Annotated in this window: 22 protein-coding genes; 10 read left to right on the top strand and 12 right to left on the bottom strand. The window is 72.5% G+C overall.

What is annotated here, in order from left to right; genetic code table 11:
* Positions 1 to 19: 19 nt before the first annotated feature.
* Entirely contained in the window at positions 20 to 454 is a 435-nt protein-coding gene (locus AB0881_RS11740) for a nuclear transport factor 2 family protein (RefSeq protein ID WP_366616337.1), read from the top strand.
* 47 nt (positions 455 to 501) lie between these two features.
* Here AB0881_RS11740 and AB0881_RS11735 read toward each other — a convergent pair whose 3' ends face one another.
* The 3 genes from AB0881_RS11735 to AB0881_RS11725 are packed head-to-tail and all read right to left on the bottom strand — an operon-like array spanning position 502 to position 3,238.
* The gene (locus tag AB0881_RS11735) at positions 502 to 1,266 is read right to left on the bottom strand and encodes a crotonase/enoyl-CoA hydratase family protein (RefSeq protein ID WP_366616335.1); all 765 of its coding nucleotides are present in this window, start codon (positions 1,264 to 1,266) and stop codon (positions 502 to 504) included.
* A 9-nt stretch (positions 1,267 to 1,275) separates the two neighbouring features.
* The gene (locus AB0881_RS11730; RefSeq protein ID WP_366616334.1) at positions 1,276 to 2,034 is read right to left on the bottom strand and encodes an SDR family NAD(P)-dependent oxidoreductase; all 759 of its coding nucleotides are present in this window, start codon (positions 2,032 to 2,034) and stop codon (positions 1,276 to 1,278) included.
* 7 nt (positions 2,035 to 2,041) lie between these two features.
* Positions 2,042 to 3,238 carry a thiolase family protein gene (locus tag AB0881_RS11725; RefSeq protein ID WP_366616332.1) on the bottom strand — a complete coding sequence of 399 codons (1,197 nt, stop codon included), beginning with the start codon at positions 3,236 to 3,238 and terminating at the stop codon, positions 2,042 to 2,044.
* 67 nt (positions 3,239 to 3,305) lie between these two features.
* Between AB0881_RS11725 and AB0881_RS11720 the strand changes: the two genes are divergently transcribed.
* Genes AB0881_RS11720 through AB0881_RS11705 form a run of 4 tightly spaced genes read left to right on the top strand, consistent with a single transcriptional unit; the run spans position 3,306 to position 7,198 of the window.
* On the top strand, positions 3,306 to 4,466 hold the full coding sequence (locus AB0881_RS11720) for an acyl-CoA dehydrogenase family protein (RefSeq protein WP_366616330.1): 1,161 nt from the start codon (positions 3,306 to 3,308) through the stop codon (positions 4,464 to 4,466).
* A gap of 41 nt (positions 4,467 to 4,507) precedes the next feature.
* Positions 4,508 to 5,641 carry an acyl-CoA dehydrogenase gene (locus AB0881_RS11715; protein WP_366616329.1) on the top strand — a complete coding sequence of 378 codons (1,134 nt, stop codon included), beginning with the start codon at positions 4,508 to 4,510 and terminating at the stop codon, positions 5,639 to 5,641.
* Entirely contained in the window at positions 5,641 to 6,390 is a 750-nt protein-coding gene (locus AB0881_RS11710; RefSeq protein ID WP_366616327.1) for an SDR family oxidoreductase, read from the top strand. The genes AB0881_RS11715 and AB0881_RS11710 overlap by 1 nt, the downstream gene beginning before the upstream one ends.
* A 4-nt stretch (positions 6,391 to 6,394) precedes the next feature.
* Positions 6,395 to 7,198 carry an amidohydrolase family protein gene (locus AB0881_RS11705; RefSeq protein WP_366616325.1) on the top strand — a complete coding sequence of 268 codons (804 nt, stop codon included), beginning with the start codon at positions 6,395 to 6,397 and terminating at the stop codon, positions 7,196 to 7,198.
* Between the two features lie 131 nt (positions 7,199 to 7,329).
* Here AB0881_RS11705 and AB0881_RS11700 read toward each other — a convergent pair whose 3' ends face one another.
* The 3 genes from AB0881_RS11700 to AB0881_RS11690 are packed head-to-tail and all read right to left on the bottom strand — an operon-like array spanning position 7,330 to position 10,330.
* The gene (locus AB0881_RS11700; protein WP_366616324.1) at positions 7,330 to 8,067 is read right to left on the bottom strand and encodes a FadR/GntR family transcriptional regulator; all 738 of its coding nucleotides are present in this window, start codon (positions 8,065 to 8,067) and stop codon (positions 7,330 to 7,332) included.
* A 50-nt stretch (positions 8,068 to 8,117) separates the two neighbouring features.
* Entirely contained in the window at positions 8,118 to 9,092 is a 975-nt protein-coding gene (locus AB0881_RS11695) for an alpha/beta hydrolase (protein ID WP_366616322.1), read from the bottom strand.
* Positions 9,089 to 10,330 carry a CoA transferase gene (locus tag AB0881_RS11690; RefSeq protein ID WP_366616320.1) on the bottom strand — a complete coding sequence of 414 codons (1,242 nt, stop codon included), beginning with the start codon at positions 10,328 to 10,330 and terminating at the stop codon, positions 9,089 to 9,091. Before AB0881_RS11690 ends, AB0881_RS11695 begins: the two co-directional genes overlap by 4 nt.
* 55 nt (positions 10,331 to 10,385) lie before the next feature.
* Between AB0881_RS11690 and AB0881_RS11685 the strand changes: the two genes are divergently transcribed.
* Positions 10,386 to 12,341, top strand: a complete 1,956-nt coding sequence (locus tag AB0881_RS11685) for an FAD-dependent oxidoreductase (protein ID WP_366616319.1) — start codon at positions 10,386 to 10,388, stop codon at positions 12,339 to 12,341.
* Here the strand turns inward: AB0881_RS11685 and AB0881_RS11680 are convergent.
* Positions 12,334 to 13,962 carry an NAD(P)/FAD-dependent oxidoreductase gene (locus AB0881_RS11680; protein WP_366616318.1) on the bottom strand — a complete coding sequence of 543 codons (1,629 nt, stop codon included), beginning with the start codon at positions 13,960 to 13,962 and terminating at the stop codon, positions 12,334 to 12,336. The two genes, AB0881_RS11685 and AB0881_RS11680, sit on opposite strands and share 8 nt — an antisense overlap.
* Before the next feature lie 96 nt (positions 13,963 to 14,058).
* On the opposite strand from AB0881_RS11680, the gene AB0881_RS11675 reads away from it, so the two are divergent.
* From AB0881_RS11675 to AB0881_RS11665, 3 genes are read left to right on the top strand one after another with little or no spacing between them, the layout of a single operon-like run.
* Positions 14,059 to 14,847, top strand: a complete 789-nt coding sequence (locus tag AB0881_RS11675; protein ID WP_366616316.1) for an SDR family oxidoreductase — start codon at positions 14,059 to 14,061, stop codon at positions 14,845 to 14,847.
* A gap of 27 nt (positions 14,848 to 14,874) precedes the next feature.
* A complete protein-coding gene (locus AB0881_RS11670) occupies positions 14,875 to 16,971 on the top strand; it encodes an acyl-CoA dehydrogenase family protein (protein WP_366616314.1) in 2,097 nt (698 codons plus the stop codon).
* 28 nt (positions 16,972 to 16,999) lie between these two features.
* The gene (locus tag AB0881_RS11665) at positions 17,000 to 18,007 is read left to right on the top strand and encodes an LLM class flavin-dependent oxidoreductase (RefSeq protein WP_366616313.1); all 1,008 of its coding nucleotides are present in this window, start codon (positions 17,000 to 17,002) and stop codon (positions 18,005 to 18,007) included.
* An 8-nt stretch (positions 18,008 to 18,015) separates the two neighbouring features.
* Here AB0881_RS11665 and AB0881_RS11660 read toward each other — a convergent pair whose 3' ends face one another.
* The 3 genes from AB0881_RS11660 to AB0881_RS11650 form a co-directional block, all read right to left on the bottom strand.
* Positions 18,016 to 18,207 carry a DUF397 domain-containing protein gene (locus AB0881_RS11660; RefSeq protein ID WP_366616312.1) on the bottom strand — a complete coding sequence of 64 codons (192 nt, stop codon included), beginning with the start codon at positions 18,205 to 18,207 and terminating at the stop codon, positions 18,016 to 18,018.
* Between the two features lie 196 nt (positions 18,208 to 18,403).
* Positions 18,404 to 18,595: a DUF397 domain-containing protein gene (locus AB0881_RS11655; RefSeq protein ID WP_366616310.1), complete on the bottom strand. Its 192-nt coding sequence runs from the start codon at positions 18,593 to 18,595 to the stop codon at positions 18,404 to 18,406.
* Positions 18,586 to 19,395, bottom strand: a complete 810-nt coding sequence (locus AB0881_RS11650) for a helix-turn-helix transcriptional regulator (RefSeq protein ID WP_366616308.1) — start codon at positions 19,393 to 19,395, stop codon at positions 18,586 to 18,588. Before AB0881_RS11650 ends, AB0881_RS11655 begins: the two co-directional genes overlap by 10 nt.
* A 137-nt stretch (positions 19,396 to 19,532) precedes the next feature.
* Between AB0881_RS11650 and AB0881_RS11645 the strand changes: the two genes are divergently transcribed.
* Entirely contained in the window at positions 19,533 to 19,922 is a 390-nt protein-coding gene (locus tag AB0881_RS11645; RefSeq protein ID WP_366616307.1) for an ATP-binding protein, read from the top strand.
* Here AB0881_RS11645 and AB0881_RS11640 read toward each other — a convergent pair.
* Both AB0881_RS11640 and AB0881_RS11635 read right to left on the bottom strand, forming a co-directional pair.
* A complete protein-coding gene (locus AB0881_RS11640) occupies positions 19,912 to 20,493 on the bottom strand; it encodes an isochorismatase family cysteine hydrolase (protein ID WP_366616306.1) in 582 nt (193 codons plus the stop codon). The two genes, AB0881_RS11645 and AB0881_RS11640, sit on opposite strands and share 11 nt — an antisense overlap.
* Positions 20,490 to 20,945, bottom strand: coding sequence for a nuclear transport factor 2 family protein (locus AB0881_RS11635; RefSeq protein WP_366616305.1), 456 nt, complete (start codon positions 20,943 to 20,945; stop codon positions 20,490 to 20,492). Before AB0881_RS11635 ends, AB0881_RS11640 begins: the two co-directional genes overlap by 4 nt.
* Positions 20,946 to 21,029 lie beyond the last annotated feature (84 nt).

Raw genomic sequence — 21,029 nt, 5'->3', positions numbered from 1 at the left:
ACACGTTACAGTTTGCGCCATGACGGTCAGCTGGGAAGCTCCGGACGGTGACCACCCCGCGCGCCGGGCGGCGCGCGCCTCGATGGAGGCCGCCGCCGGCGGGCGCCGGGAGGAGTGGCTCGCGCTGTTCGCGCCGGACGCGGTGGTCGAGGACCCCGTCGGCCCCTCGATGCTCGACCCCGAGGGGAAGGGGCATCGGGGGCCGGACGGGCGCGCGCGCTTCTGGGACGAGAACATCGCCCGGGTGCGGAAGTTCCACTTCCAGGTGAAGGACTCGTTCGCGAACGGCCCCGCGTGCGCCAACGTCGTCACCATCACGACCACGATGGACGGCGGCATCACGATGACGATCGACTGCCTGACCGTCTACACCGTGGACGAGAACGGCCTGGTCACCTCGTTCCGCGCCCATTGGGAGCCGGACCGGGCGATGGGAACGCTGACCAAGGCGTGAATCCCGGTATACGATCACGCCGGTGACCGCCTGGGACCGACCCGGTTTCAGGTCGCGGTCCATTTCGGCGGGCGCTTCTCGACGAAGGCGCGGGCGCCTTCCTTGGCGTCCGCTGATTCCCGTACGGGATTGACGTGCTCCTCCTGGCGGTCGAACTGCTCGGCGAGCGTCCAGTCGGCCGATTCGACGAGGACGCGCTTCGAGGCGGCCAGGGCGAGCGGCGCGTTGGCCGCCACCTCCTCGGCCAGGGCGAGGGCCTCGGTGACCGCCTCGCCGGGCTCGGTGAGGCGGTTGACGAGGTGGACCTCCGCGGCCTCGGGGGCGGGCCACATGCGCCCGGTGAGAACGAGTTCCATCGCCAGGTGGTACGGGACGCGGTGCTGGAGCCGGAGCAGGCCGCCGGCGGCCGCGGTGAGGCCGCGCTTCACCTCCGGCAGGCCGAATCTCGCCTCGCGGGACGCGACGATCAGGTCGCAGGACAGGACGATCTCGAACCCGCCCGCCAGGGCGTACCCCTCGACGGCCGCGATGAGGGGCTTGCGCGGCGGCCTCCTGACGAGGCCGGCGAAGCCGCGGCCCTCGACGACGGGACGCTCGCCGCGGGCGAAGCCCTTGAGGTCCATGCCGGCGCAGAACGTCCCGGCGGAGCCGGTGATGACGGCGACGCTCAGGTCGGGGCGGGAGTCGAGGGTGTCCAGGGCCGCGGCGATCTCGTGGGCCATGGCCATCGACATCGCGTTGCGGGACTCGGGGCGGTTCATGGTGAGGAGGAGGACGCGGCCGCGCTCCTCGACCAGCAGGTCTTGGGTCATGGGGTGCTCCTAGCGGGGGGCCATGCGCATGGCGCCGTCGAGCCGGATGGTCTCGCCGTTCAGCATCCTGTTCTCGATGATCTGCAGGGCGAGGGAGGCGTACTCGTCCGGCACGCCGAGCCGGTTGGGGTGCGGGATGGTCTTGCCAAGGGATTCGCGGACCTCGTCGGAGAGCCGGGCCAGGATCGGGGTGTCGAACAGCCCGGGCGCGATCGTGGTGACGCGGATCAGCCTGGACGCCAGGTCGCGCGCGGCGACGAGCGTCATGCCGACGACGCCGGCCTTCGCGGAGGCGTACGGGATCTGGCCGATCTGGCCCTCGTACGCGGCGGCGGACGCGGTGAGGACGAAGACGCCGCGCTCGCCGTCCACGGGTTCGGTGGCGGCCATCCGGGCGGCGGCGAGCCGCAGCACGTTGAACGTGCCGACCAGGTTGATCCGGACGATGTTCTCGTACGTCTCCAGCGATCCCGGTTTCCCGTCGCGGCCGACGAGGCGGACCGGGCCGCCGCGGCCGGCGCAGTGCACGACGGAGCGGAGCGGGCCGCGGCTCTCGGCGAGGTCGAGGGCGGCCTCGACGGCGGCGGTGTCGTTGACGTCGGCCGGCGCGAAGTCGCCGCCGAGGTCCGCGGCCACGGCCTCGCCGGCCGAGCCGGGCAGGTCGAGGATCACGACGCGGGCGCCGCGTTCGGCGAGGCGGGCGGCGGTGGCGGCGCCGAGGCCGGAGGCGCCGCCGGTGACGACGGCCGAGGTTCCGTTGACTTCCATTGCTCCCTCAGAGGCGTTCGATGATGGTGGCGTTGGCCATGCCGCCCGCCTCGCACATGACCTGGAGGCCGTACCGGCCGCCGGTGTCCTCGAGGGCGTGCAGCATCGTGGTCATCAGGCGCGCGCCGGACGCGCCGAGCGGATGCCCGAGCGCGATCGCGCCGCCGCGCGGGTTGAGCCGGTCCTCGTCGATCCCGAACTCGGCCTGCCAGGCGAGCGGCACGGAGGCGAACGCCTCGTTCACCTCGACGTGGTCGATGTCGCCGATGGACAGGCCCGCGCGTTCGAGGATCCGGTGCGTGGCGGGGATCGGGGCGGTGAGCATCAGGAGCGGGTCGTCGCCGCACACGGCCATGGAGTGGACGCGGGCGCGCGGCCGCAGCCCGAGCGCCTCGCAGCGGGCGCGGCTCATCACCAGCAGGGCGCTCGCCCCGTCGGTGATCTGGGACGAGTTCCCGGCGGTGACGCTCCAGGAGATCTCCGGGAAGCGTTCCGCCATGTCGTCGCGCGCGAACGCGGGCTTGAGCCCGGCGAGCTTCTCGACGGTGCTGCCGGGGCGGACGCACTCGTCGGCGGAGACCGTGCCGGCGGGCGTCTGGATCGGGAGGATCTCGCGGTCGAACGCGCCGGACGCGGCGGCCCGCGCGGCGCGCTCGTGGGAGCGGGCGGAGTAGGCGTCCATGTCGGTGCGGGTCAGCTTCCAGCGGGCGGCGACGAGTTCGGCGGCGACGCCCTGGGAGACCAGGCCGGGCGCGAAGCGTTCGGCGACCATGGCGCCGTACGGGTCGGCGTCCATCCGGGCCGAGCCCATCGGCACCCGGCTCATCGACTCGACGCCGCCCGCGATGGCGATGTCGTACGCGCCGGCCAGGATCCCCTGCGCGGCGAAGTGCAGGGCCTGCTGGCCGGAGCCGCACTTGCGGTCGATGGTGGTGGCCGGGACGTGGGCGGGCAGCCCGGCGCCGAGCCAGGCCATCCGGCCGGGGGTGGCCGACTGCTCGCCGGCCTGCGAGACGCAGCCGATCAGGACGTCGTCGACGCTCCCGGGATCGACGTCCTGCCGGGCCAGGAGGCCGGTGAGGGTCTGGGCGAGGAGGTCCACGGGGTGGACGCCGGCCAGGGCGCCGCCGGGACGGCCCTTGCCCGACGGGGTGCGGACCGCGTCGACGATCACGACCTCGGTTGGTGCTTGCGCCTGGTGCATGGCTATTGATTATCATGATATGCATCAGAAAGTCCATGATGCCGATGGTCACTAAAGGGACGGTTCAATGACTGCCGACACCGGCGAGTACCACGAGGTCCGCGAGCTTGCGGCCAAGGTGGCCATGGAGGTGTTCGAGCCGATGGCCGAACGGCTCGACGCCACCCGCGCGCCCGTCTCGCCCGACGAGCGACGGCGCCTGGGCGACCTCGGTTTCCTGGGCATCGCCCTGCCGGAGCGGTACGGCGGCTCCGGCGCACCGCTGGCGCAGGCGCTCGCGGTCATCGAGGAGTTCGCGAAGGTCTGCCGGCCCGCCGCGTTCCAGATCTTCGAGGCCAACACCGGCCCGGCCCAGGTCATCAACCACCTGGGGACCGAGGAGCAGAAGGCGCGCTGGCTCCCGGCGATCATCTCCGGCGCCAAGACCATGGCGGTCGCGATCTCCGAGCCGGACGCCGGGTCCGCCGCCACCGACATGCGCACCCGCGCCGAGCGCACCCCCGAGGGCGACTACGTCGTCAACGGGTCCAAGCGGTGGATCTCCAACGGCGGCGAGGCCGACCAGTACCTCCTGTACTGCCGGCTCAGCGACGCGCCCGGCTCCAAGGGCATCGGCGCCGTCGTGGTCGAGAAGGGCGCGCCGGGCCTGAGCTTTGGCGCGCAGGAGAGGCTCATGGGCTTCCGCGGCATCCCGTCGGCGGACGTGATCCTCGACGACGTGCGGGTCCCCGCCGAGAACATGGTCGTCCCGGCCGGCGACTTCGGCAAGCTGTTCGGCGTCTTCTCGATCGAGCGCCTCGGCAACTCCACGATGAGCCTGGCGATCGGCCAGACCGCGCTCGACCGCACCATGGAGTACGTGCAGCAGCGCGAGCAGTTCGGCAAGCCGCTGGTGGAGTTCCAGACCGTCCAGGTCGCGCTGGCGGACATGCTGCTCCAGGTCGAGGCGGCCCGGCTGCTGATCGACCGGGCGGCGGCGAGCGCCGGCACCGGCCTGCCCGACCCGCTGCAGACCTCGCTGGCCAAGTGCACCGCCAACGAGATGGCCAAGCGCGTCACCGACCTGGCCATGCAGCTGCACGGCGGCAACGGCTACACCGAGGAGTACGGCATCGAGCGGCTGCACCGCGACGCGCACGGCTGGGCCATCGCCGGCGGCACGCCCACCATGCAGCGCATCCGCATCGTGTCCGAGCTGCTCGGCCGCAAGTTCGACCAGCGCGGCTGACCCGGCACCGAACGAGAGGCACCCACGTGGAACAAGGGCAGATGTTCGATCTCTCCCCGCGGCACCGCGAGATCCAGGAGGTCGCGCGCGCCGTCGCGGCGGAGGTCGACGCGTACGCCGCCGAGGCCGACGAGAGCGCGGCCGTGCACGGCGCCACGCGGGCGGCGCTGCGGGCGAGCGGGCTGGCCGCGCAGGTCGTTCCGGCCGCGTACGGCGGCGCGGGCGAGGTGCTCGACCCGCTGGCGATCGCGGTCGTCCGCGAGGCGCTGATGTACGGCTCGGCGCACCTGGACTCGATGTTCGGCATGCAGGGCGTCGGCAGCTACTCCCTCACCGTCGGCGGCTCGGACGAGCTGCGCGCCGAGTGGCTGCCTCGGGTGGCGTCGCTGGACGCGATCGCCGGGCTGGCGCTGACCGAGCCGGACGTGGGCTCCGACCTGCGCGGCGTGACGACGACGGTCAGGTCCGTCGCGGGCGGCGTGCGGGTGGACGGGCGCAAGTCGTTCATCACCAACGGCGGCGCGGCCGACTTCTACTGCGTGCTCGGCAGGGAGGGCGACGGGTACTCGATGGTGCTGGTCCCGGGCGACGCGCCGGGCCTGCGCATCGCGCCGGGCGCCGACCTGATCGCGCCGCACATCCTCGGCGAGCTGGAGTTCGACGGCGTGGTCGTCCCCGAGGGCAACCGGCTGGGCGTGCCGGGCAAGGCGTTCTCGCTGATGCTCCAGACGCTCGCGGTGTTCCGCGTGACGGTCGCGGGCTCGGCGGTCGGGCTCGGGCAGGCGGCGCTGGACGAGGCGCTGGCGCACGTCACCACCCGCGAGCAGTTCGGCAAGCCTTTGATCGACCTGGGCGCGGTGTCGCAGAACGTCGCGCTGTCCTGGACCGAGGTGGAGTCGGCGCGGGCGATCACCTACCGGGCGGCGGCGCTGGCCCAGTCCGACCCGCTCGGCCATCTGGACTACTCGTCGATCGCCAAGGTGAGCGCGACGGAGGCGGCCGGCCGGGTCGTCGACCGGTCGCTGCAGATCATGGGCCGGTTCGGGCTGGTCCGCGGCTCGAAGATCGAGCGGCTCTACCGCAACGCGCGGCCGCTGCGGGTGTACGAGGGCGCGACCGAGGTGCTGCTCGACTCGCTGGCGCGCCGGCTGGCCAAGAAGAAGGGGGCGTCCTGATGGACCTCGGCCTGACGGACACGGCGGTGCTGGTCACCGGCGCCAGCCGGGGGCTGGGCGCGGCGATCGCGCTCCAGCTGGCGGCCGAGGGCGCGCACGTGGTCGCGGCGGCGCGTTCCAGGGAGAGCCTGGAGGACGTGGCGGCGCGCGGCGGCGGCCGGATCTCGGTCGTCGAGGCCGACATGCGGGACGAGGCGGCCGTCGCCGGGCTGGCGGACGAGGTGGTGGCCCGGCACGGCCGGATCGACGGCCTGATCAACAACGCCGGGATCGCGCCCGCCGGGAAGTTCGCCGACCAGGACCCGGCGGTCTGGAAGGACGCGATGGCGGTCAACGTCCTCGCCCCGATGCTGCTGGCCCAGGCGGCCGGCCGGCACATGATCGCGCAGGGCGGCGGCCGGATCCTGAACGTCGCCTCGACCACCGGGGTGCGGGGCAAGCCGTACCTGGTGCCGTACTCCACGTCCAAGGGCGCGGTCGTCCGGTTCACCGAGGCGCTCGCGGCCGAGTGGGCGGCCAAGAACGTGCAGGTCAACTGTCTCGCGCCGGGCGCGTTCCGGACCGACGCGCAGAAGGCCGTGCTGGAGTCGCCCGAGCTGCTGGCGCGGCGGATCGCCAAGATCCCGGCCGGCCGCATCGCGGACCCGGCCGAGCTGGTGCCGCTGGCCTGCCTGCTGGTCTCCCCGCTGTCGTCGTTCACCACGGGCGCGGTCTTCGTGGTCGACGGCGGCGAATCCGGAAAGTTGTGACTTTATGATCATCGATGCGCACAGCCATGTATGGCCCGACCGGATCGCCGAAATGGCACTGGCCGGAAATAGGGTGCCGGGTTTGACCGCGCGCGGCGACGGGACCGTGGACGGCCTCACCGCCACCATGGAACGGACCGGCGTCGATATGAGCTGCTGCCTCGGCATCGCGAACGAGGCGCGGCACGTCGACAAGGTCAACGCCTTTGTGGCCGGGCTCACCTCGGAAAAGCGCTTCGGATTCGGGACGGTCCATGTCGGCCTGCCCGTCGAGGACAACATGGCCAGCCTGCGGCGGCACGGGGTAAAGGCCGTAAAGGTGCACCCGCTGTTCCAGGACTTCGCCCTGGACGACCGCAGGCTCTGGGACATCTTCGAGGCGTTCGGCGACGAGATCGCCGTCATCACGCACGTGGGGGAGGGCGGCGACGCGCGCACCAACGCCCTCTCCAGCCCGAGGATGATCGCGGACATCGCCCGGCGCTTCCCCGACCTGCGGCTGGTGGCCTGCCACTTCGGCGGCTACAAGATCCTCGACGATGCCGAGGAGATGCTGGCGGGCGCGGACGTGGTGCTGGAGACGTCCTGGCCGCCGAGCCTCAAGGAGCTCCGCCCGGAACGGGTCCGGAACCTGATCCGCCGGCACGGCGCCGAACGGATCGTGTTCGGCTCCGACTGGCCGATGACCGACCCCGGCGAGGAGATCGCCGCGATCGAGGCGCTCGGCCTCACCGACGACGAGACCAAGCTCGTCCTCGGCGGCACGATGGCGCGCGTCCTCGGCATCGACTCGCCCTGGAGCGGGTGAGCGGCCGGGCCGCGCCCCCTGGACACGAGGGGGCGGGGACCCGCTCCGGAAGGCGCCCGGACCGGTCCCCGCCCCCTCGTTCGCTGTTTCTTCCGTCCCTCGGACGCTCGCCGCTCGCCGCTCGCCGCTCGCTAGAGGTTGCTCCACACGATCGGTGCCGCGAGCACCTCGGGGAACTTGCGCTCGGCGTACCGCACGTACTCGTCGATGTGCCTGGTCATCGCCTCGGACGAGGCCGCCGGGTCGCGCGAGGCGATCGCCTCGTAGATCGCCAGGTGGGCCTTGTGGACGGCCGTGCGCCGCACCTCGGGGTAGTCGATGCCGATCGCCGAGCCGTCCAGGATCCCGAGCAGGGCGTCCACCACGTACCCGAACAGCGCGTTGCCCGACCCGTGCGCGATGAGGTCGTGGAAGCGCTTGTTCTCCTCCAGGAAGACCACCTGGTCGTCGAGGTTGTCCTGCATGGTGTCGACGCTGGCCTTGAGGGCCGCCAGGCTGTCGTCCGTCATCCGCTCGGCGGCCAGCCGCGCCATCATCGGCTCCAGCCCGCTGCGCGCCTCCGCGATCGTGCGGAACGGGGCGTTGCCGAACTGGAGCAGCAGCGTCAGCGCGGTGGCGAGGTTGCCGGCGTCCGGCTGCTGCACCACCGGGCCGCCGCCCGGGCCGGGCTTCAGCGAGATGACGCCCTGCAATTCCAGGAAGCGCAGCGACTCGCGGAGCGTGCCGCGGCCCACATTGTATTTCTCGAGCATGACGCGCTCGGGAGGCAGCCTGTCGCCCACGGTGTTGCCGCGCCGGTTGATATCGGCGACGATCCGCTGGGCGAGCAGCTCAGCGGTCTTCTTCGGGCGCAAATTGGCCGATGCCATGGGATTCCTCCGAGCGAACAGCTGCGACGTGGCCGCCGCCATGAGATGCGCTAATGATACGCAGCATTAGATGATGTCTCGACCATCCCCGAGAGCATGAATTCCACCACGCCGGACAGTTCCCGGACGGCCGAACGCGCCGCCGGCACCGCCCCGGTCAGCCGGAAGAACCCGTGCACGAGATCGGCGTGGTCGCGCAGGGTCGCCGGCACCCCGGCCGCGCGGAGCCGTTCCGCGTACGCGACCCCTTCGTCGTGCAGCGGATCGTGCCCCGCCACGACGACGTGCGCGGGCGGCAGGCCGGCGAGGTCGGCCGCCCGCAGCGGCGCCGCCCGAGGATCGTCCCGCGCCGCGGGATCGGGCACGTAGCGGTCCCAGAACCACCGCATCGCCGCGGCGCCGATCGGGAACCCGTCCGCCTGGCCCGCGTACGAGCCGCGCGTGAAGTCGTGGTCGGTGACCGGGTAGACGAGCAGCTGGAACGCGAGAGGAGGCCCGCCGCGGTCGCGCGCGTCCAGCGCGCACGCCGCCGCGAGATTCCCGCCCGCGCTGTCCCCGCCGACGCCCAGCGGCCCGCCGCCCGCGACGTGCCCGGCCGCCCACGCCAGCGCCCGCCGCGCGTCGTCGAACGGCGTCGGGAACGGATGCTCGGGCGCCAGCCGGTAGTCCACGCTCACGACCGTGCACCGGGCGTCGTGCGCGAGGTGGCGGCACAGCTCGTCGGAGTAGTCGAGATCCCCGGTGACCCAGCCGCCGCCGTGGAAGTAGACGAGCGTCCCGCGCGCCGACCCCGGCTCCGGCCGGTAGATCCGCGCCCCGATCTCGGCCCCGTCCACCGGCACGGCGGCGTCCTCCACCGAGTGGACGGCCGGGCCGCCCGAGCAGGCCGCGTTCCCCGCCCGTACGCGCTCGCGCGCCTCGTCCGGCGTGATGGTGTGCAGCGGCGCGAGCCCGGACGCCGCCGCCTTCTCCGCCATCGCGGCCAGCACCGGGTCCATCCGGGGCGTCCCGCCCGTCCCGCTCATTCCGCCGCTCCGCTGATCACGCCGTCGGCGGCGAGGCGGGCCAGCTCGGCGGCGGACAGGCCGAGGTCGCGGCCGAGGATCTCGCGCGTGTGCTCGCCGACCTCCGGCACGCCGTCGTACGACGGGCCCGCGTAACCGTCCATGTGCAGGATCGGGCCGGGCATCCGGGCGGCCGGGCCGAGGACGGTGTTCGCCAGCCCGACCAGCGTGCGCTCGGTGAAGTGGGGGTCGCGGCTGATGTCGCGGGAGTCGTTGACCGCCGCGGCGACCACCTCGTGCTCGTCCAGGATCGCGAGGACCTCGTCGCGCGGCCGGGTGCGGACCCAGCCGACCACGATCTCCTGGAGGGCGGCGTTGTTGGCCATCCGGGCGGTGTTGGTGGCGTAGCGGTCGTCGGTCTTGAGATCGGGACGGCCCATCGCGTCGAACAGCCGCATGGCGATCGTCTGGTTGGAGGCGGCGATCGACAGCCAGCCCCCGTCGGCCGCCTCGTAGATCCCGCGCGGTGACGCGGCGCCGGACGCGTTGCCGTGCCGCTGCATGATCTCGCCGGACGAGGTGTAGCGCAGCACGGCGTCGCCGAGGATGAACATCAGCGGCTCGTACAGCGCGATGTCGACCTCCCCGCCGGCCGCGCCCGCGCCGCCGGCGGCGCGCCGGTAGAGGGCCATCGCGGTGCCGAACGCGGCGGAGATGCCGGCGATCGAGTCGGCGAAGCCGAACGGGGGCGCGGTCGGCGGGGTGTCCGGCCAGCCGTTGAGGAACGCGTAGCCGCTGGCGGTCTCGGCGACGGTGCCGAAGCCGGGGCGGCCGCTGTACGGCCCGGTCTGGCCGAAGCCGCTGACGCGGGTCAGCACGAGGCCGGGGTTGTCCTTCGACAGCTCCTTGTAGCCCATGCCCCAGGACTCCATGCGGCCAGGGCGGAAGTTCTCGATGACGACGTCGGCGCCGCGCGCCAGCCGCTTCACCAGATCGCGCCCGGCGGGCTGCCGCAGATCGACGCCCACCGACCGCTTGCCTGAGTTGAGCCGGGAGAAGCCGATCGCCAGGCCCTCGTGGGCGGGCTGCCACTGGCGGGCGAAGTCGCCCGCGGCCGGGTCCTCGACCTTCACCACGTCCGCGCCGAAGTCGCGCAGCATCCGGCCGGCCGTGGGCGCGGCGTACATGGAGCCGAGTTCGATGACGCGGACGCCGGCCAGGGGGCCGGGCGCGGAAGCGGGACCGCCGGGCTTCTCCACAGAACCTCCCTTTGATAATTATGGTGATAAGAGATTAGCCCACCTGGAGGCTCCCGTGGAACCCTTCGAGCACCTGCTCAGCCCGGTCGACATCGGCCCGATGCGGCTGCGGAACCGCGTGATGGCCACACCGCACGCCTCCGCGATCGGCAACCTGTGGGGCGGCGAGGACGAGGCCGCGGCCAACATCGCGTACTGGACCGAGCGCGCCCGCGGCGGCATCTCCTGGATGGGCGGGATCAGCGCCGCGCTGGAGAACACGCTCGTCCCGGGGTTCGAGCCGACCGGCGTCGGTGCGGTCACCGCCGGCGTGTTCCGGTTGCCGGTGTTCCACGAGCGGGTGTCGCGGCTCGCGGACGCCATGCACGAGCACGGCGTGTACGCGACCGCGCAGATCATCCACCAGGGCGGCATGCCGCACGGGCCGTCCGCCGCGACCACCGCGTACGTGGACAACAAGGTGTCGCACGCGCTGGACCGCGGGGAGATCGCCTGGTTCGTCGAGGAGTACGCGGCGTCGGCGAAGCGGGCGCGGGCCGCTGGCCTGGACGGGATCGAGCTGCACGCCAACCACGACGACCTCATCGAATGGTTCCTGTCGCCGGTGTCCAACCGCCGCGAGGACGAGTACGGCGGCGAACTCGCCGGGCGGATGCGGTTCCTGCTGGAGATCGTCGACGCGGTGCGGGCGGAGACCGGCCCGGACTTCGTGGTGGGGGCGCGGCTGGCCCCGTACCAGGACCTCGCCGGCGGGTACGAGCTGGACGAGGGCGTGGAGATCGCGCGGGCGCTCGCCGCGACCGGCAAGGTCGACTACCTGTCGGTGGTCGTCGGCGACAACTGGGGCGCGCCGAGCTACATCCAGCCGCACCACTACCCCGAGGCGCACTGGAGCGGGCTCGCGGGCCGGATCCGGGCGGCCGCCGGGCTCCCCGTCGTCTACACCGGCCGGGTGACGACCCCGGAGGCGGGCGAGCGGGTCGTCGCAGCCGGCGACGCCGACGCGGTCGGGATGGCGCGGGCGCTGATCGCCGATCCCGAGGTGGTGGCCAAGGCGCGGTCCGGGCGGCGGGCGGAGATCCGGCCGTGCGTTGGCGCGAACGACTGCATCCACCGGCGGCTGGTCGACAGGATCGAGTTCGCCTGCGCCGCCGAGCCGCGCACCGGGCACGAGGCGGCCGGGCGCCCCGCGCGCACCGGCCGTCCGAAGCGGGTGCTGGTGGTGGGCGGCGGGCCGGCGGGCATGGAGCTGGCCGGGCTGCTGGGCGAGCGCGGGCACGCGGTGACGCTCCGGGAGCGCGGCGACCGGCTCGGCGGTCAGCTGCTCGTCGCGGCCAGGGCACCGGAGAACGCCGCGTACGAGGACTTCGTGGCCTGGCAGGAGGGCCGGCTCCGGCGCGCCGGCGTGGCCGTCGAGACCGCGACCGAGGCGACGGCGGCGAGCGTCCGCGACTTCGGCGCGGACGTGGTCGCCGTCGCGACGGGCGCGCTCGCGCGGGTGCCCGCGATCCCGGGCGCCGGGCAGCCGTTCGTTCTGGAGGCGCGCGACGTGCTGACCGGCCGGGCCGCGCCCGGCGAGCGGGTCGTCGTGATCGCGCTGGAGGACCACATGCAGCCGCTGAGCGTCGCCGGCGTCCTCGCCGACCGCGGCCACCGGGTCGAGATCGTCTACCAGACCCCCGGCCCGGCGCCGCTGGTCGGCAAGTACACGATCGGCGCCGCGCTGGAGAAGCTGTCGAACGCTGGGGCGCGGGTCACGCTGCGGAGCCGCGTCGCGCGCATCGAGCCGGACCGGATCGAGACCCACGACATCTACTCCGGCGTGCCGGCCGAGATCAGCGGGTTCGACTCGGTCGTGCTCGCGGCCGGCGGCGTCCCCGACGACGCCCTGTACCGGGAGCTGAAGGCGGCGGGCACCGGCGGCCTGCACGTGCTCGGCGACGCGTACGCCCCCCGGCGGATCACCTTCGCCACCCGGCAGGCGTACGCGCTCGCCCACGCGATCAGCTGAGCCGGAAGCCCTTGTAGCCGGCGTCGGCCACCTCGGCGCACACCTGCCGGTAGTGGCCGACGCCGCCGACGTAGGGCATGAACACGCGCGGCTTGCCGGGGACGTTGGCGCCCAGGTACCAGGAGTTGCCGATCGGGTAGAGCGTCGCGGCGGCGACCTCGTTGACGTGCTCGACCCAGGCGTCCTCGTGCTCCGGCTCGGCCTCGGAACGGGTGAGGCCGCTCGCGCGCAGGTGCTCGATGTGGTCGGCCACCCATTCCACGTGCTGCTCGATGGAGACGACGACGTTGCTGATGACCGAGGGGCTGCCCGGCCCGGCCATGAAGAACATGTTGGGAAAGCCGTGGGTGGACAGGCCCAGGTAGGTGCGGGGGCCGGCGGACCACTTGTCGCGCAGGCGCAGCCCGTCCCGGCCGCGGATGTCGATCTTGAGGAGGGCGCCGGTCAGCGCGTCGAAGCCGGTCGCGAAGACGAGCACGTCCAGCTCGTGCACCTCGCAGTCGCCCGTGCGCACGCCCTCGGGGACGATCCGCTCGATCGGCGCCGCGAGCGTGTCGACCAGGCGCACGTTGTCGCGGTTGAACGCCTCGTAGTACCCGATCTCCAGGACCAGCCGCTTGCTGCCGAACGGGTAGCCGCGCGGGCAGAGCCGCTCGGCCACGTCCGGGTCGCGCACGATCTCCCGGATCTTGGAGCGGACGAACTCGGCGGCCTTCTCGTTGGCGTCCAGGTCGGTGACCAGGTCCTTGAACGAGGCCAGGATGTCGGGGCCGCCCCGGTTCCAGTAGTCCTCCAGGATCGCGGTCACCTGGTCGGCGGGGGTCTCGTTCGCGAGCCGCTCGTGCAGGACGCGGTGCGTGCCGCCGGGGTGGTTGCGGGCCTGCTCGCGGTACTCCTCGAAGCGCGTCTTGAGGTCCGCGGTGTACGCGGGGTCCAGCGGCCGGTTCCGCGCGGGGACCACGAAGTGCGGCGTCCGCTGGAACACGGTCAGGTGGTCGGCGCGCTCGGCGATCCGCGGGATGACCTGGACGCCGGACGAGCCGGTGCCGATGACGCCGGCCCGCTTCCCGGCGAAGTCGACGCCGCCGTGCGGCCAGTCGCCGGTGTGGTGCACCTCGCCCGCGAAGTCGCCGATCCCGTCGATCTCGGGCAGCTTCGCCACCGACAGCTGCCCGGTCGCCATGATCACGTGCCGGGCGGTGATCCGGTCGCCGTGCCCGGTCTCGGCCGTCCAGGTGTCGGTGCCCTCGTCGAAGGCGAGCGCCGTGACGCGGGTGCCGAACGTGATGTCGCGCCGCAGGTCGAAGCGGTCGGCCACATGGTTGATGTAGCGCAGGATCTCCGGCTGGGCGGGGTAGCGCTCCGTCCAGTCCCACTCCTGGACCAGCTCGCCGGAGAACGAGTAGCAGTAGTCGACGCTCTCGATGTCGCAGCGCGCGCCGGGGTAGCGGTTCCAGTACCAGACGCCGCCCACGTCTCCGGCGGCCTCCACGACGTGGACGCGGTGGCCCGCGCCGCGCAGCCGGTGCAGCGCGTAGAGGCCGGCGAACCCGGCGCCGACGACGAGCACGTCGAGCTCCTGGGGCGGCGGGCCTGGCCGGGTGGTCGCTTCGCTGGGCATGCTCACTGCCGGACACTCCTGTGATAACTGTGATAATGAAATTAAGCTATTGTTCCCGCATTCCCGCGTCAAGGGCGGGGGACCAGGAGGCCGGGCATGCAGGACGATCTCACGGGCCGGACGGCCCTCGTCACCGGGGGCGCGAGCGGCATCGGCGCGGCGATCGCCCGCCGCTGGACGGCCGCCGGCGGGAGCGTGGTCATCGGCGACGTCGACGACCGGCGCGGTGCCGCGCTGGCCGCCGAGCTGGGGCCGTCCGCCGCGTACGTCCACCTCGACGTCACCCGGGAAGAGGACTACGAGGCCGCGTTCGCGCACTTCGAGGCACCCGGCGCGCCCGACGCGTTCTTCGCCAACGCCGGCGCCGTGGGCGCGACCGGCCGGATCGAGGACCACGGGCGCGACGCCTGGGACGGCACGCTCGAACTCCTGCTGACCGGCGCGTTCCTCGGGATCAAGCACGCCGTGCGGGCCATGCGCCCGCGCGGGAGCGGCGCGATCGTCTGCACGGGGAGCGTGGCGAGCGTGCGCGGCGGTCTCGGGCCGCACGCCTACACGGCGGCCAAGCACGCGGTCCTCGGCCTGGTCGAGTCGGTCGCGGTCGAGATCGGCCCGTACGGGCTGCGGATCAACTGCGTCGCGCCCGGCGGCACGGTCAGCGCCCTGTCGGCGGGCCTCGCGTCCGGCGACCCGGACGACCTGGACGCCGCGCACGCGCGGCTGGCCGCGGCCTCCTCCAGCGGCGTCCCCACCACCGCGGACGACGTCGCGCGGGCGGCGCTCTTCCTCGCCGGCCCCGGCGCCGCCCGGATCAACGGGACGCGGCTGGTGGTCGACGGCGGCGACGACGTCTTGCCGGCCAGGGGCCGCTCGTACTATCTATGATAATGAAATCAATGAAAGGGGTGCGCGTTGTCGACCGAGTTCAGTGCGGAGGCCGGGGAGTTCGCCAGGTCCGTCGCCGGCGTCGTGGAGTCGGCCTGGGGGAACGCCACCGCCGCTCCCTCCGGTGACCTCGCCGCGCTCTCCAAGCACGCCGCCGCCCAGGGCTGGTACGAGCTGGGCGGCGAGGGCGCGCTCGACTACCTCGCCGCCGCCGTCCGCGAGCTGGGCGCCCGCGCCTGCCCGCTGCCGATCGCCGACGCCTACGCCGCGTCCCGGCTGGCCGGCCCGGAGGTCCGGGAGCGGATCGCCACGGGCGAGATCCGGCCGCTCGTCGCGATCACGGACGACCCCGCCGCCACCGTCTTCGAGCACCTCGACGCGGCGCGCGACGCGACCCACGTGCTGCGGCTCGTACCCGGGAGCGCGTCCGCCGGCCTGCTGCCGATCGAGCGCGCGGAGCCCGCGCCGGGGCTGGCCGTACCGGAGTGGTCCCGCGTGACCGCCACGGCGGACGGCGCGGAGACGCTGGCGGGCGACACCGGCGCCGCGCTCACCGAGTACCGGCTCGCCCTGGCGGTCCGCGCGCTGTCGGCCGCCGCCCGCGCGCACGCCCTCGCGGTCGAGCACGCGAAGGTGCGCCGCCAGTTCGGCCGCGCGATCGGCGGCTTCGGGGCCGTGCAGCAGCGGGTCGCCGCCTGCCAGATCGACGTCGCCGCCGGTGAGGCCCTCGTCGCCGACGCGGTCGGGCACGCCCTCGAAGGCGGCGCCGAGGCGGGGCTGGCCGCCGAGCTGGCGATCCGGTTCGTCCGCGACACCGTCGTCCCGGTCATGTTCGGCGCGCAGCACACGCTCGGCGCCATCGGCTACTTCGAGGAGCACGAGGCGGCATGGCTGTTCCGCCGCGTGCACGCCGACACCGCCCGGCTCGGCGCCGCCGCCGGTCCTGGCGTCGCCCGCGCGCTGGTCGAGGACGGCCGGTTCCTGCCCGCGTTCACCCTCGGCCCGGCCGCCGAGGAGTTCCGCCGCGAGGTGCGCGCGCTGCTGGCCGCGCACGAGCGCGACGGCGGCGGGCACGACACCGAGGGCCTGCGCGCCGAGATGGCCGAGCGGCGCCTCTTCAGCCTGGCCTGGCCCGAGTCCGAGGGCGGGCACGCGGCGAGCGTGGAGAAGCAGGTCGTCCTCAACGAGGAGATGAAGTACGCGCGCGGCCCGGTGGACCGCGCCATGAGCGCCACCATGCTGCTCGGCCACTCGATCATCCTGCACGGCACGCCAGAGCAGAAGGCCGAGTTCCTGCCGCTGATCCGGGACGGCCGGATGGCGTTCTGCCTCGGCTACAGCGAGCCCGAGGCGGGCTCCGACCTCGCCTCCCTCCGGACGCGGGCCGTACGCGACGGCGACCACTGGATCGTCAACGGGCAGAAGTCGTGGACGACGCGCGGCAACACCGCGAGCCACGTCTGGCTGGCCGTACGGACCGACCCCGACGCGCGGCCCCGGCACGCGGGCATCACGATCTTCCTGGTCCCGATGGACAGGCCCGGTATCCAGGTCCAGGAGCACGTGGCGCTGTCCGGGGAGATCTCCTGCACCGTCTTCTACGACGACGTCCGGATCCCCGACACCATGCGGGTCGGCGCCGTTGACGGCGGCTGGAAGGTGATCACCGACGCGCTGGCCGCCGAACGGGTGATCATGGGCGGGGTGGCCGCGACGCTGCTGCGCCAGCTCGCCGACCTGCTCGACCGCCTCCGCACCGACCCCGCCGGACTCCTCGGCCCGGACGGCTCCGCCAGGCGCGAGCGGCTGGCCTCGCTGGCGGCGCGGCTCCAGGCGGCCCGTGCGCTGGTGCTCGCCGCGACCCGTTCGATGAACGACCGCTCCGGCCGGCTCGCGGCACCGATGGCCGCCGTGCTCAGCGGCGAACTGGCCGAGGACTTCGGCCGCGGCGTGCTGGAGATCCTCGGCCCGGCGGCGGCGCTCGGCCCGGGCGCGCCCGGCGCGGCCGGCGACGGCCTGTTCGAGCACGCGCTGCGGCTGGCCCCCATGTTCGTCATCGGCGGCGGGACCAACGACATCCAGCGCGGCCTCATCGCCCGCGCCCTGGGCCTGCCCCGCGAATGACCGTACACACGATCCTTGGAGGTAACCGGTGTTGAAGTTCGGGCTGGCCGTGATGAACGACTTCCCGCCCGGCGTCGTCCCCGCCGACCGGATCGCCCTGCTGCGCGAGCAGGTCAGGGCGGCCCGCGACGCCGGGATCTCCTCGGTCTGGGTGCTCCAGCACTACCTCGGCGGCATGCCGACGCTCCAGCCGGTCCCGCTGCTGTCCGCGCTGGCCGCCGACGCGGGGGACATGGCGCTCGGCACCAACATGTTCATCCTGCCGCTGCGGCATCCGGTCGAGGTGGCCGAGGAGTTCGCGACGCTCGACCACCTCACCGGCGGCCGCGCGGTCGCCGGGTTCGGGATGGGCTACCGGGAGAACGAGTTCGCCTCGTTCGGCATCCCGATGTCCGACCGGCTCGGCCGGTACGAGGAGGGCGTCCGGCTCGTCCGCGAGCTGTGGACGGGCGAGCCGGTCACGTTCGAGGGCGAGCACTTCCGCATCGACGACCAGCGGATCAGCCTGCCGCCCGTCCGGCCCGGCGGCCCGCCCGTCTGGATCGGCGCGGGCCCGCACCGCACCGGCGCGCTGCGGGCCGCGCGCCTCGGCGACGCCTGGATCGTCCCGCCGCATGTCACGCCCGAGAAGCTCCAGGTCGTCCTCGGCCACTACCAGAAGGAGCGCGACCGCCTCGGGCGCGGCCCGTCCGAACTGGTCGTCCGCCGCGAACTGGTCCTGGACGCCGACCGCGACCGCGCCCGCGCGATCGGCGTCGCGGCGCGCGGCGCCCTCACCCGCGAATACGCGCGCTACAACGCGCCGCAGAAGGGCGAGGCGTACCGCCACCTCCAGACCGACCGCGCCGCCGAGGAGGTCGCCGACGCCTCGTACCTCTTCACCGACCCGCCCGGCGCGATAGCCGCCCTCAAGGCCCTAGAGGCCCAGGGCCTCACCTACGTGATCCTGCGAGCCCAGTGGTACGACCTGCCCCAAGCCCAGGTCCTCAAGACCCTGGAAACCTTCCGAACCGAAGTCCTCCCCGCCTTCCGCTAACGCGGCCATCAGGCGGTGGAGAGAATTGCCGCGCGCACGGCCGCGCGCAGCGCAGCGCGGGTCACCAACAGAACGGGCCCGTTCGGGTCCTTGCTGTCGCGTACGCCCACCACGCCACCTGCGCCGGCCAGCTCGACGCAGTTGCCGCCGTTGGATGTGCTGTAGCTGCTCTTGCGCCAGTCGGCGCCGGTCAGGTCCATCGCTCCAGTACACCTTCGGCCGGTGCCGGGGTCACTGGTCTTGGCCGCCAGTACGCGTTGCCTCGTGGCTTGTGGCCCCTCACCAGGCCCGTTGGAGCCCGACACGTCACGAGCCAACCCACGGACCGGGGGATAGTCCAGGCCAGGCCCGGCCAAGGGGGCGGGGTTGGTACAGGGAACCGGGACGGGCCACGGGTCAGGCGGCGGGGAGAGCCGCCGCGCGCACCGCCGCGCGCAGGGCAGCGGTGGTCACCAGTAGTACGGGCCCGTTCGGGTCCTTGCTGTCACGTACGCCAACCACGCCGCGTACACCGGCGAGTTCCACACAGTTGCCGCCGTTGGACGCACTACGGCTGCTCTTACGCCACTCGGCGTCGGTCAGGTCCATTTCTCTTGGATCACCTTTCTAATCAGTTCACACGACATCTGCTCGGAGAGAGCACGTGAACGAAGAACGATCAGGGTTCGCCCTAGAGCGGACAACTCCGCAGGGTCATCCGTGGTGATTGCTCGGATGGCTGTCTCGACATAAGCGATCTCACTGCGGTCCGCCATCGTCGCGACCACGAACGCGCCTGTGTTGCCGTCATGCTCGCCACTTGACAACACTACTTGAACCGTGACGTTGGGCAACTGGCTCATTGCCAGGAGGTGCTCCAACTGCTCCTTCATGGTCTCGGCTGTGCCGACGGGTCGATAAAGCGCCTGTTCATCGAACAGGATCGCCAACATCGGCGGAGCCGTCCCGTCGTCCTTGGTAAGGATGGACTGACGCTTGAGTCGAGCGTCTGCCGCCTCCTGGATGCCGTGCAGGATGGCCAGCGCGTACGCCGGGGTCTGAGCCAGGCCAGGAACCAACGAGTGTTCCCAGCAGACCAGCACAGCCGCATCCGCTTCGACTTGGGGCCAGTCGAACCAGATGGGTACGGGGTGGCCGTCCTTGTTGAGGTCTTCCCACAGGCTGATGAGGGAGCCGCCCCCGTCGAGATGATCGTCGACGATCTCCACAAACGATCGAGTGGCTCGCTTCTTGCCGGTCTCGATCTTGCTGACTTGCGGACCGCTGACATTGGTGATCTGAGAGATGACCTCTTGCTTGACGCCCTTGGCGTCGCGTAGTCGGCGCATCTGGCGGCCGAACGCGATCAGGGCGGGGTTCTCTCGGGGACGCTGACGCCTGGGGGGCATGGCGTTTTCCTCTCGGTGGCATTTTCCGAGCCCGACCAGTGATCTTCCTCTGGCTTCCAGAACTGATCGGCAGGCACATCCTAGCCCGAAAGGTGACTCAATGTGGTTGCAATACCACGGAGCGCAAAGGGGCGATCATGGGCGAGGCGACACACCACGAGATCGTGATCAAGCGGCAACTGGAAGCGGTGGCCGAGGTACGCAGGTTCATCCGGCTCACGCTGGGGCGGTGGGGAATGGAGGACTACAACCCGTGTCTGGTGGCCAGTGAGCTCGTCACCAACGCCATCCGGTACGCGAGTACTGATGATGACGAGGTGACCGTACGGCTCGGGCTCCTGGGTGACGGGGCGTTGTGGCTGGAGGTGCAGGACTCCAGCAGCGAGATTCCACGCATCGTGGACGTGGCGCTGACCAGTGGGTCCGGGCGTGGGCTGTTCGTCGTCGAGCAGTTCACTCGCTACTGGGGCGTCCGACCCCTGGACGACCGGGGCGGGAAGGTCGTCTTCGCCGTCCTCAACCCTTGAGGCAGCGGTCGAGGGCGGTGCGCCATGGTTCGACTTGGCCGAAGCCGCGGGCTATCGACGCCAGGCCCGCCTTGTGCTGGTCGTTCGGGGCGCTTGTCGCGTCTTCGGCTACCGACACCTTGTAGCCGAGCTGGACGGCGGTGCGGGCCGTCGTCTCGACGCAGCCGTTGGTCGCCACCCCGGTGAGCAGTAGTCGGCGGGTGCCGAGGGCGCGCAGGACCAGGTCCAGGTCGGTGTGCAGGAACGCGTCGAAGCGGCGCTTGTCGACGACGGTGTCCCGCTCGGTGATCTCCAGCTCGGAGATCACCGCCGCGTCCCAGGTGCCCTCGGTGAACGCCTCCGGGCCGAAGACCGCCGCCATCGCGGGGTCGGCGTCCAGGCGGTTGCGGCGCCACACGTACCGGGTGAAGACGATCGGGACGCCGGCGGCGCGGGCGGCGGCGAGCAGCCGCGCGTGCTCGATGATGACCTCGTCCATGTTCCGCATCGACAGGCCCGCGACCTTGGCGGCGCTGCCGTACGGGTGGCAGAAGCCGTTCTGCATGTCGATGACGACGACGGCGCCGGTCACGGGAGCGGCCAGCCGGCGGCGAGGTCGGTGCCCACGTGCATCTCGATCGTCTTCTCCTCGAACAGTGCGGTCCCGTCCGCGACCCGGAGCCGGTCCAGGTACTTCCCCCAGCCGATCACCGAGCGGGCGTCGGCGCGGGCGGTGAAGATGAAGTAGGACGCGATCTCCACCAGGCCGGGTGCCAGCCAGGTCGTGCGAGGCGTGACGATGAAGTGCCGCTTCTCGGACGGGTCGGCCGCCAGCCGGTCGCGGTAGAAGGCGGCGATGGCGGCGCGGCCCGCGAAGTCGCCGAGCCGGGTGCGCAGTACGCCGTCCTCGGTGAACAGCGCGGCCGCGGACTCGGGCGTCGGCGCGTCGAGCGTCGCGGCGTAGGTGTGGAGGTGGTTGCGCGCGGCCTCCGTCTCCTCCAGGCGCGCCACCGCGCGGAGCAGGTCCTCGTGGTCGGTGTTCATCGGGGCTCTCCTTCGTGGATACCCCCGGCTTCAGCCGGGGGAGGAAACGAAACTCCTGCGGAGCAGGGCAGGCAGAGCCGGTCT

This window comes from Spirillospora sp. NPDC029432, assembly GCF_040703975.1.
Taxonomy (GTDB): domain Bacteria; phylum Actinomycetota; class Actinomycetes; order Streptosporangiales; family Streptosporangiaceae; genus Spirillospora.
The sequence above is the reverse complement of the archived record's forward strand: the minus strand, read 5'-3'. Positions and strand labels throughout refer to the sequence as shown.

Excerpts from the sequence above, each read along its gene's own strand:
- AB0881_RS11740 (WP_366616337.1), top strand. The coding sequence starts at position 20 with ATGACGGTCAGCTGGGAAGCTCCGGACGGTGACCACCCCGCGCGCCGG.
- AB0881_RS11735 (WP_366616335.1), bottom strand. The coding sequence starts at position 1,266 with ATGACCCAAGACCTGCTGGTCGAGGAGCGCGGCCGCGTCCTCCTCCTC.
- AB0881_RS11730 (WP_366616334.1), bottom strand. The coding sequence starts at position 2,034 with ATGGAAGTCAACGGAACCTCGGCCGTCGTCACCGGCGGCGCCTCCGGC.
- AB0881_RS11725 (WP_366616332.1), bottom strand. The coding sequence starts at position 3,238 with ATGCACCAGGCGCAAGCACCAACCGAGGTCGTGATCGTCGACGCGGTC.
- AB0881_RS11720 (WP_366616330.1), top strand. The coding sequence starts at position 3,306 with ATGACTGCCGACACCGGCGAGTACCACGAGGTCCGCGAGCTTGCGGCC.
- AB0881_RS11715 (WP_366616329.1), top strand. The coding sequence starts at position 4,508 with ATGTTCGATCTCTCCCCGCGGCACCGCGAGATCCAGGAGGTCGCGCGC.
- AB0881_RS11710 (WP_366616327.1), top strand. The coding sequence starts at position 5,641 with ATGGACCTCGGCCTGACGGACACGGCGGTGCTGGTCACCGGCGCCAGC.
- AB0881_RS11705 (WP_366616325.1), top strand. The coding sequence starts at position 6,395 with ATGATCATCGATGCGCACAGCCATGTATGGCCCGACCGGATCGCCGAA.
- AB0881_RS11700 (WP_366616324.1), bottom strand. The coding sequence starts at position 8,067 with ATGGCATCGGCCAATTTGCGCCCGAAGAAGACCGCTGAGCTGCTCGCC.
- AB0881_RS11695 (WP_366616322.1), bottom strand. The coding sequence starts at position 9,092 with ATGAGCGGGACGGGCGGGACGCCCCGGATGGACCCGGTGCTGGCCGCG.
- AB0881_RS11680 (WP_366616318.1), bottom strand. The coding sequence starts at position 13,962 with ATGCCCAGCGAAGCGACCACCCGGCCAGGCCCGCCGCCCCAGGAGCTC.
- AB0881_RS11675 (WP_366616316.1), top strand. The coding sequence starts at position 14,059 with ATGCAGGACGATCTCACGGGCCGGACGGCCCTCGTCACCGGGGGCGCG.
- AB0881_RS11660 (WP_366616312.1), bottom strand. The coding sequence starts at position 18,207 with ATGGACCTGACCGGCGCCGACTGGCGCAAGAGCAGCTACAGCACATCC.
- AB0881_RS11655 (WP_366616310.1), bottom strand. The coding sequence starts at position 18,595 with ATGGACCTGACCGACGCCGAGTGGCGTAAGAGCAGCCGTAGTGCGTCC.
- AB0881_RS11650 (WP_366616308.1), bottom strand. The coding sequence starts at position 19,395 with ATGCCCCCCAGGCGTCAGCGTCCCCGAGAGAACCCCGCCCTGATCGCG.
- AB0881_RS11645 (WP_366616307.1), top strand. The coding sequence starts at position 19,533 with ATGGGCGAGGCGACACACCACGAGATCGTGATCAAGCGGCAACTGGAA.
- AB0881_RS11635 (WP_366616305.1), bottom strand. The coding sequence starts at position 20,945 with ATGAACACCGACCACGAGGACCTGCTCCGCGCGGTGGCGCGCCTGGAG.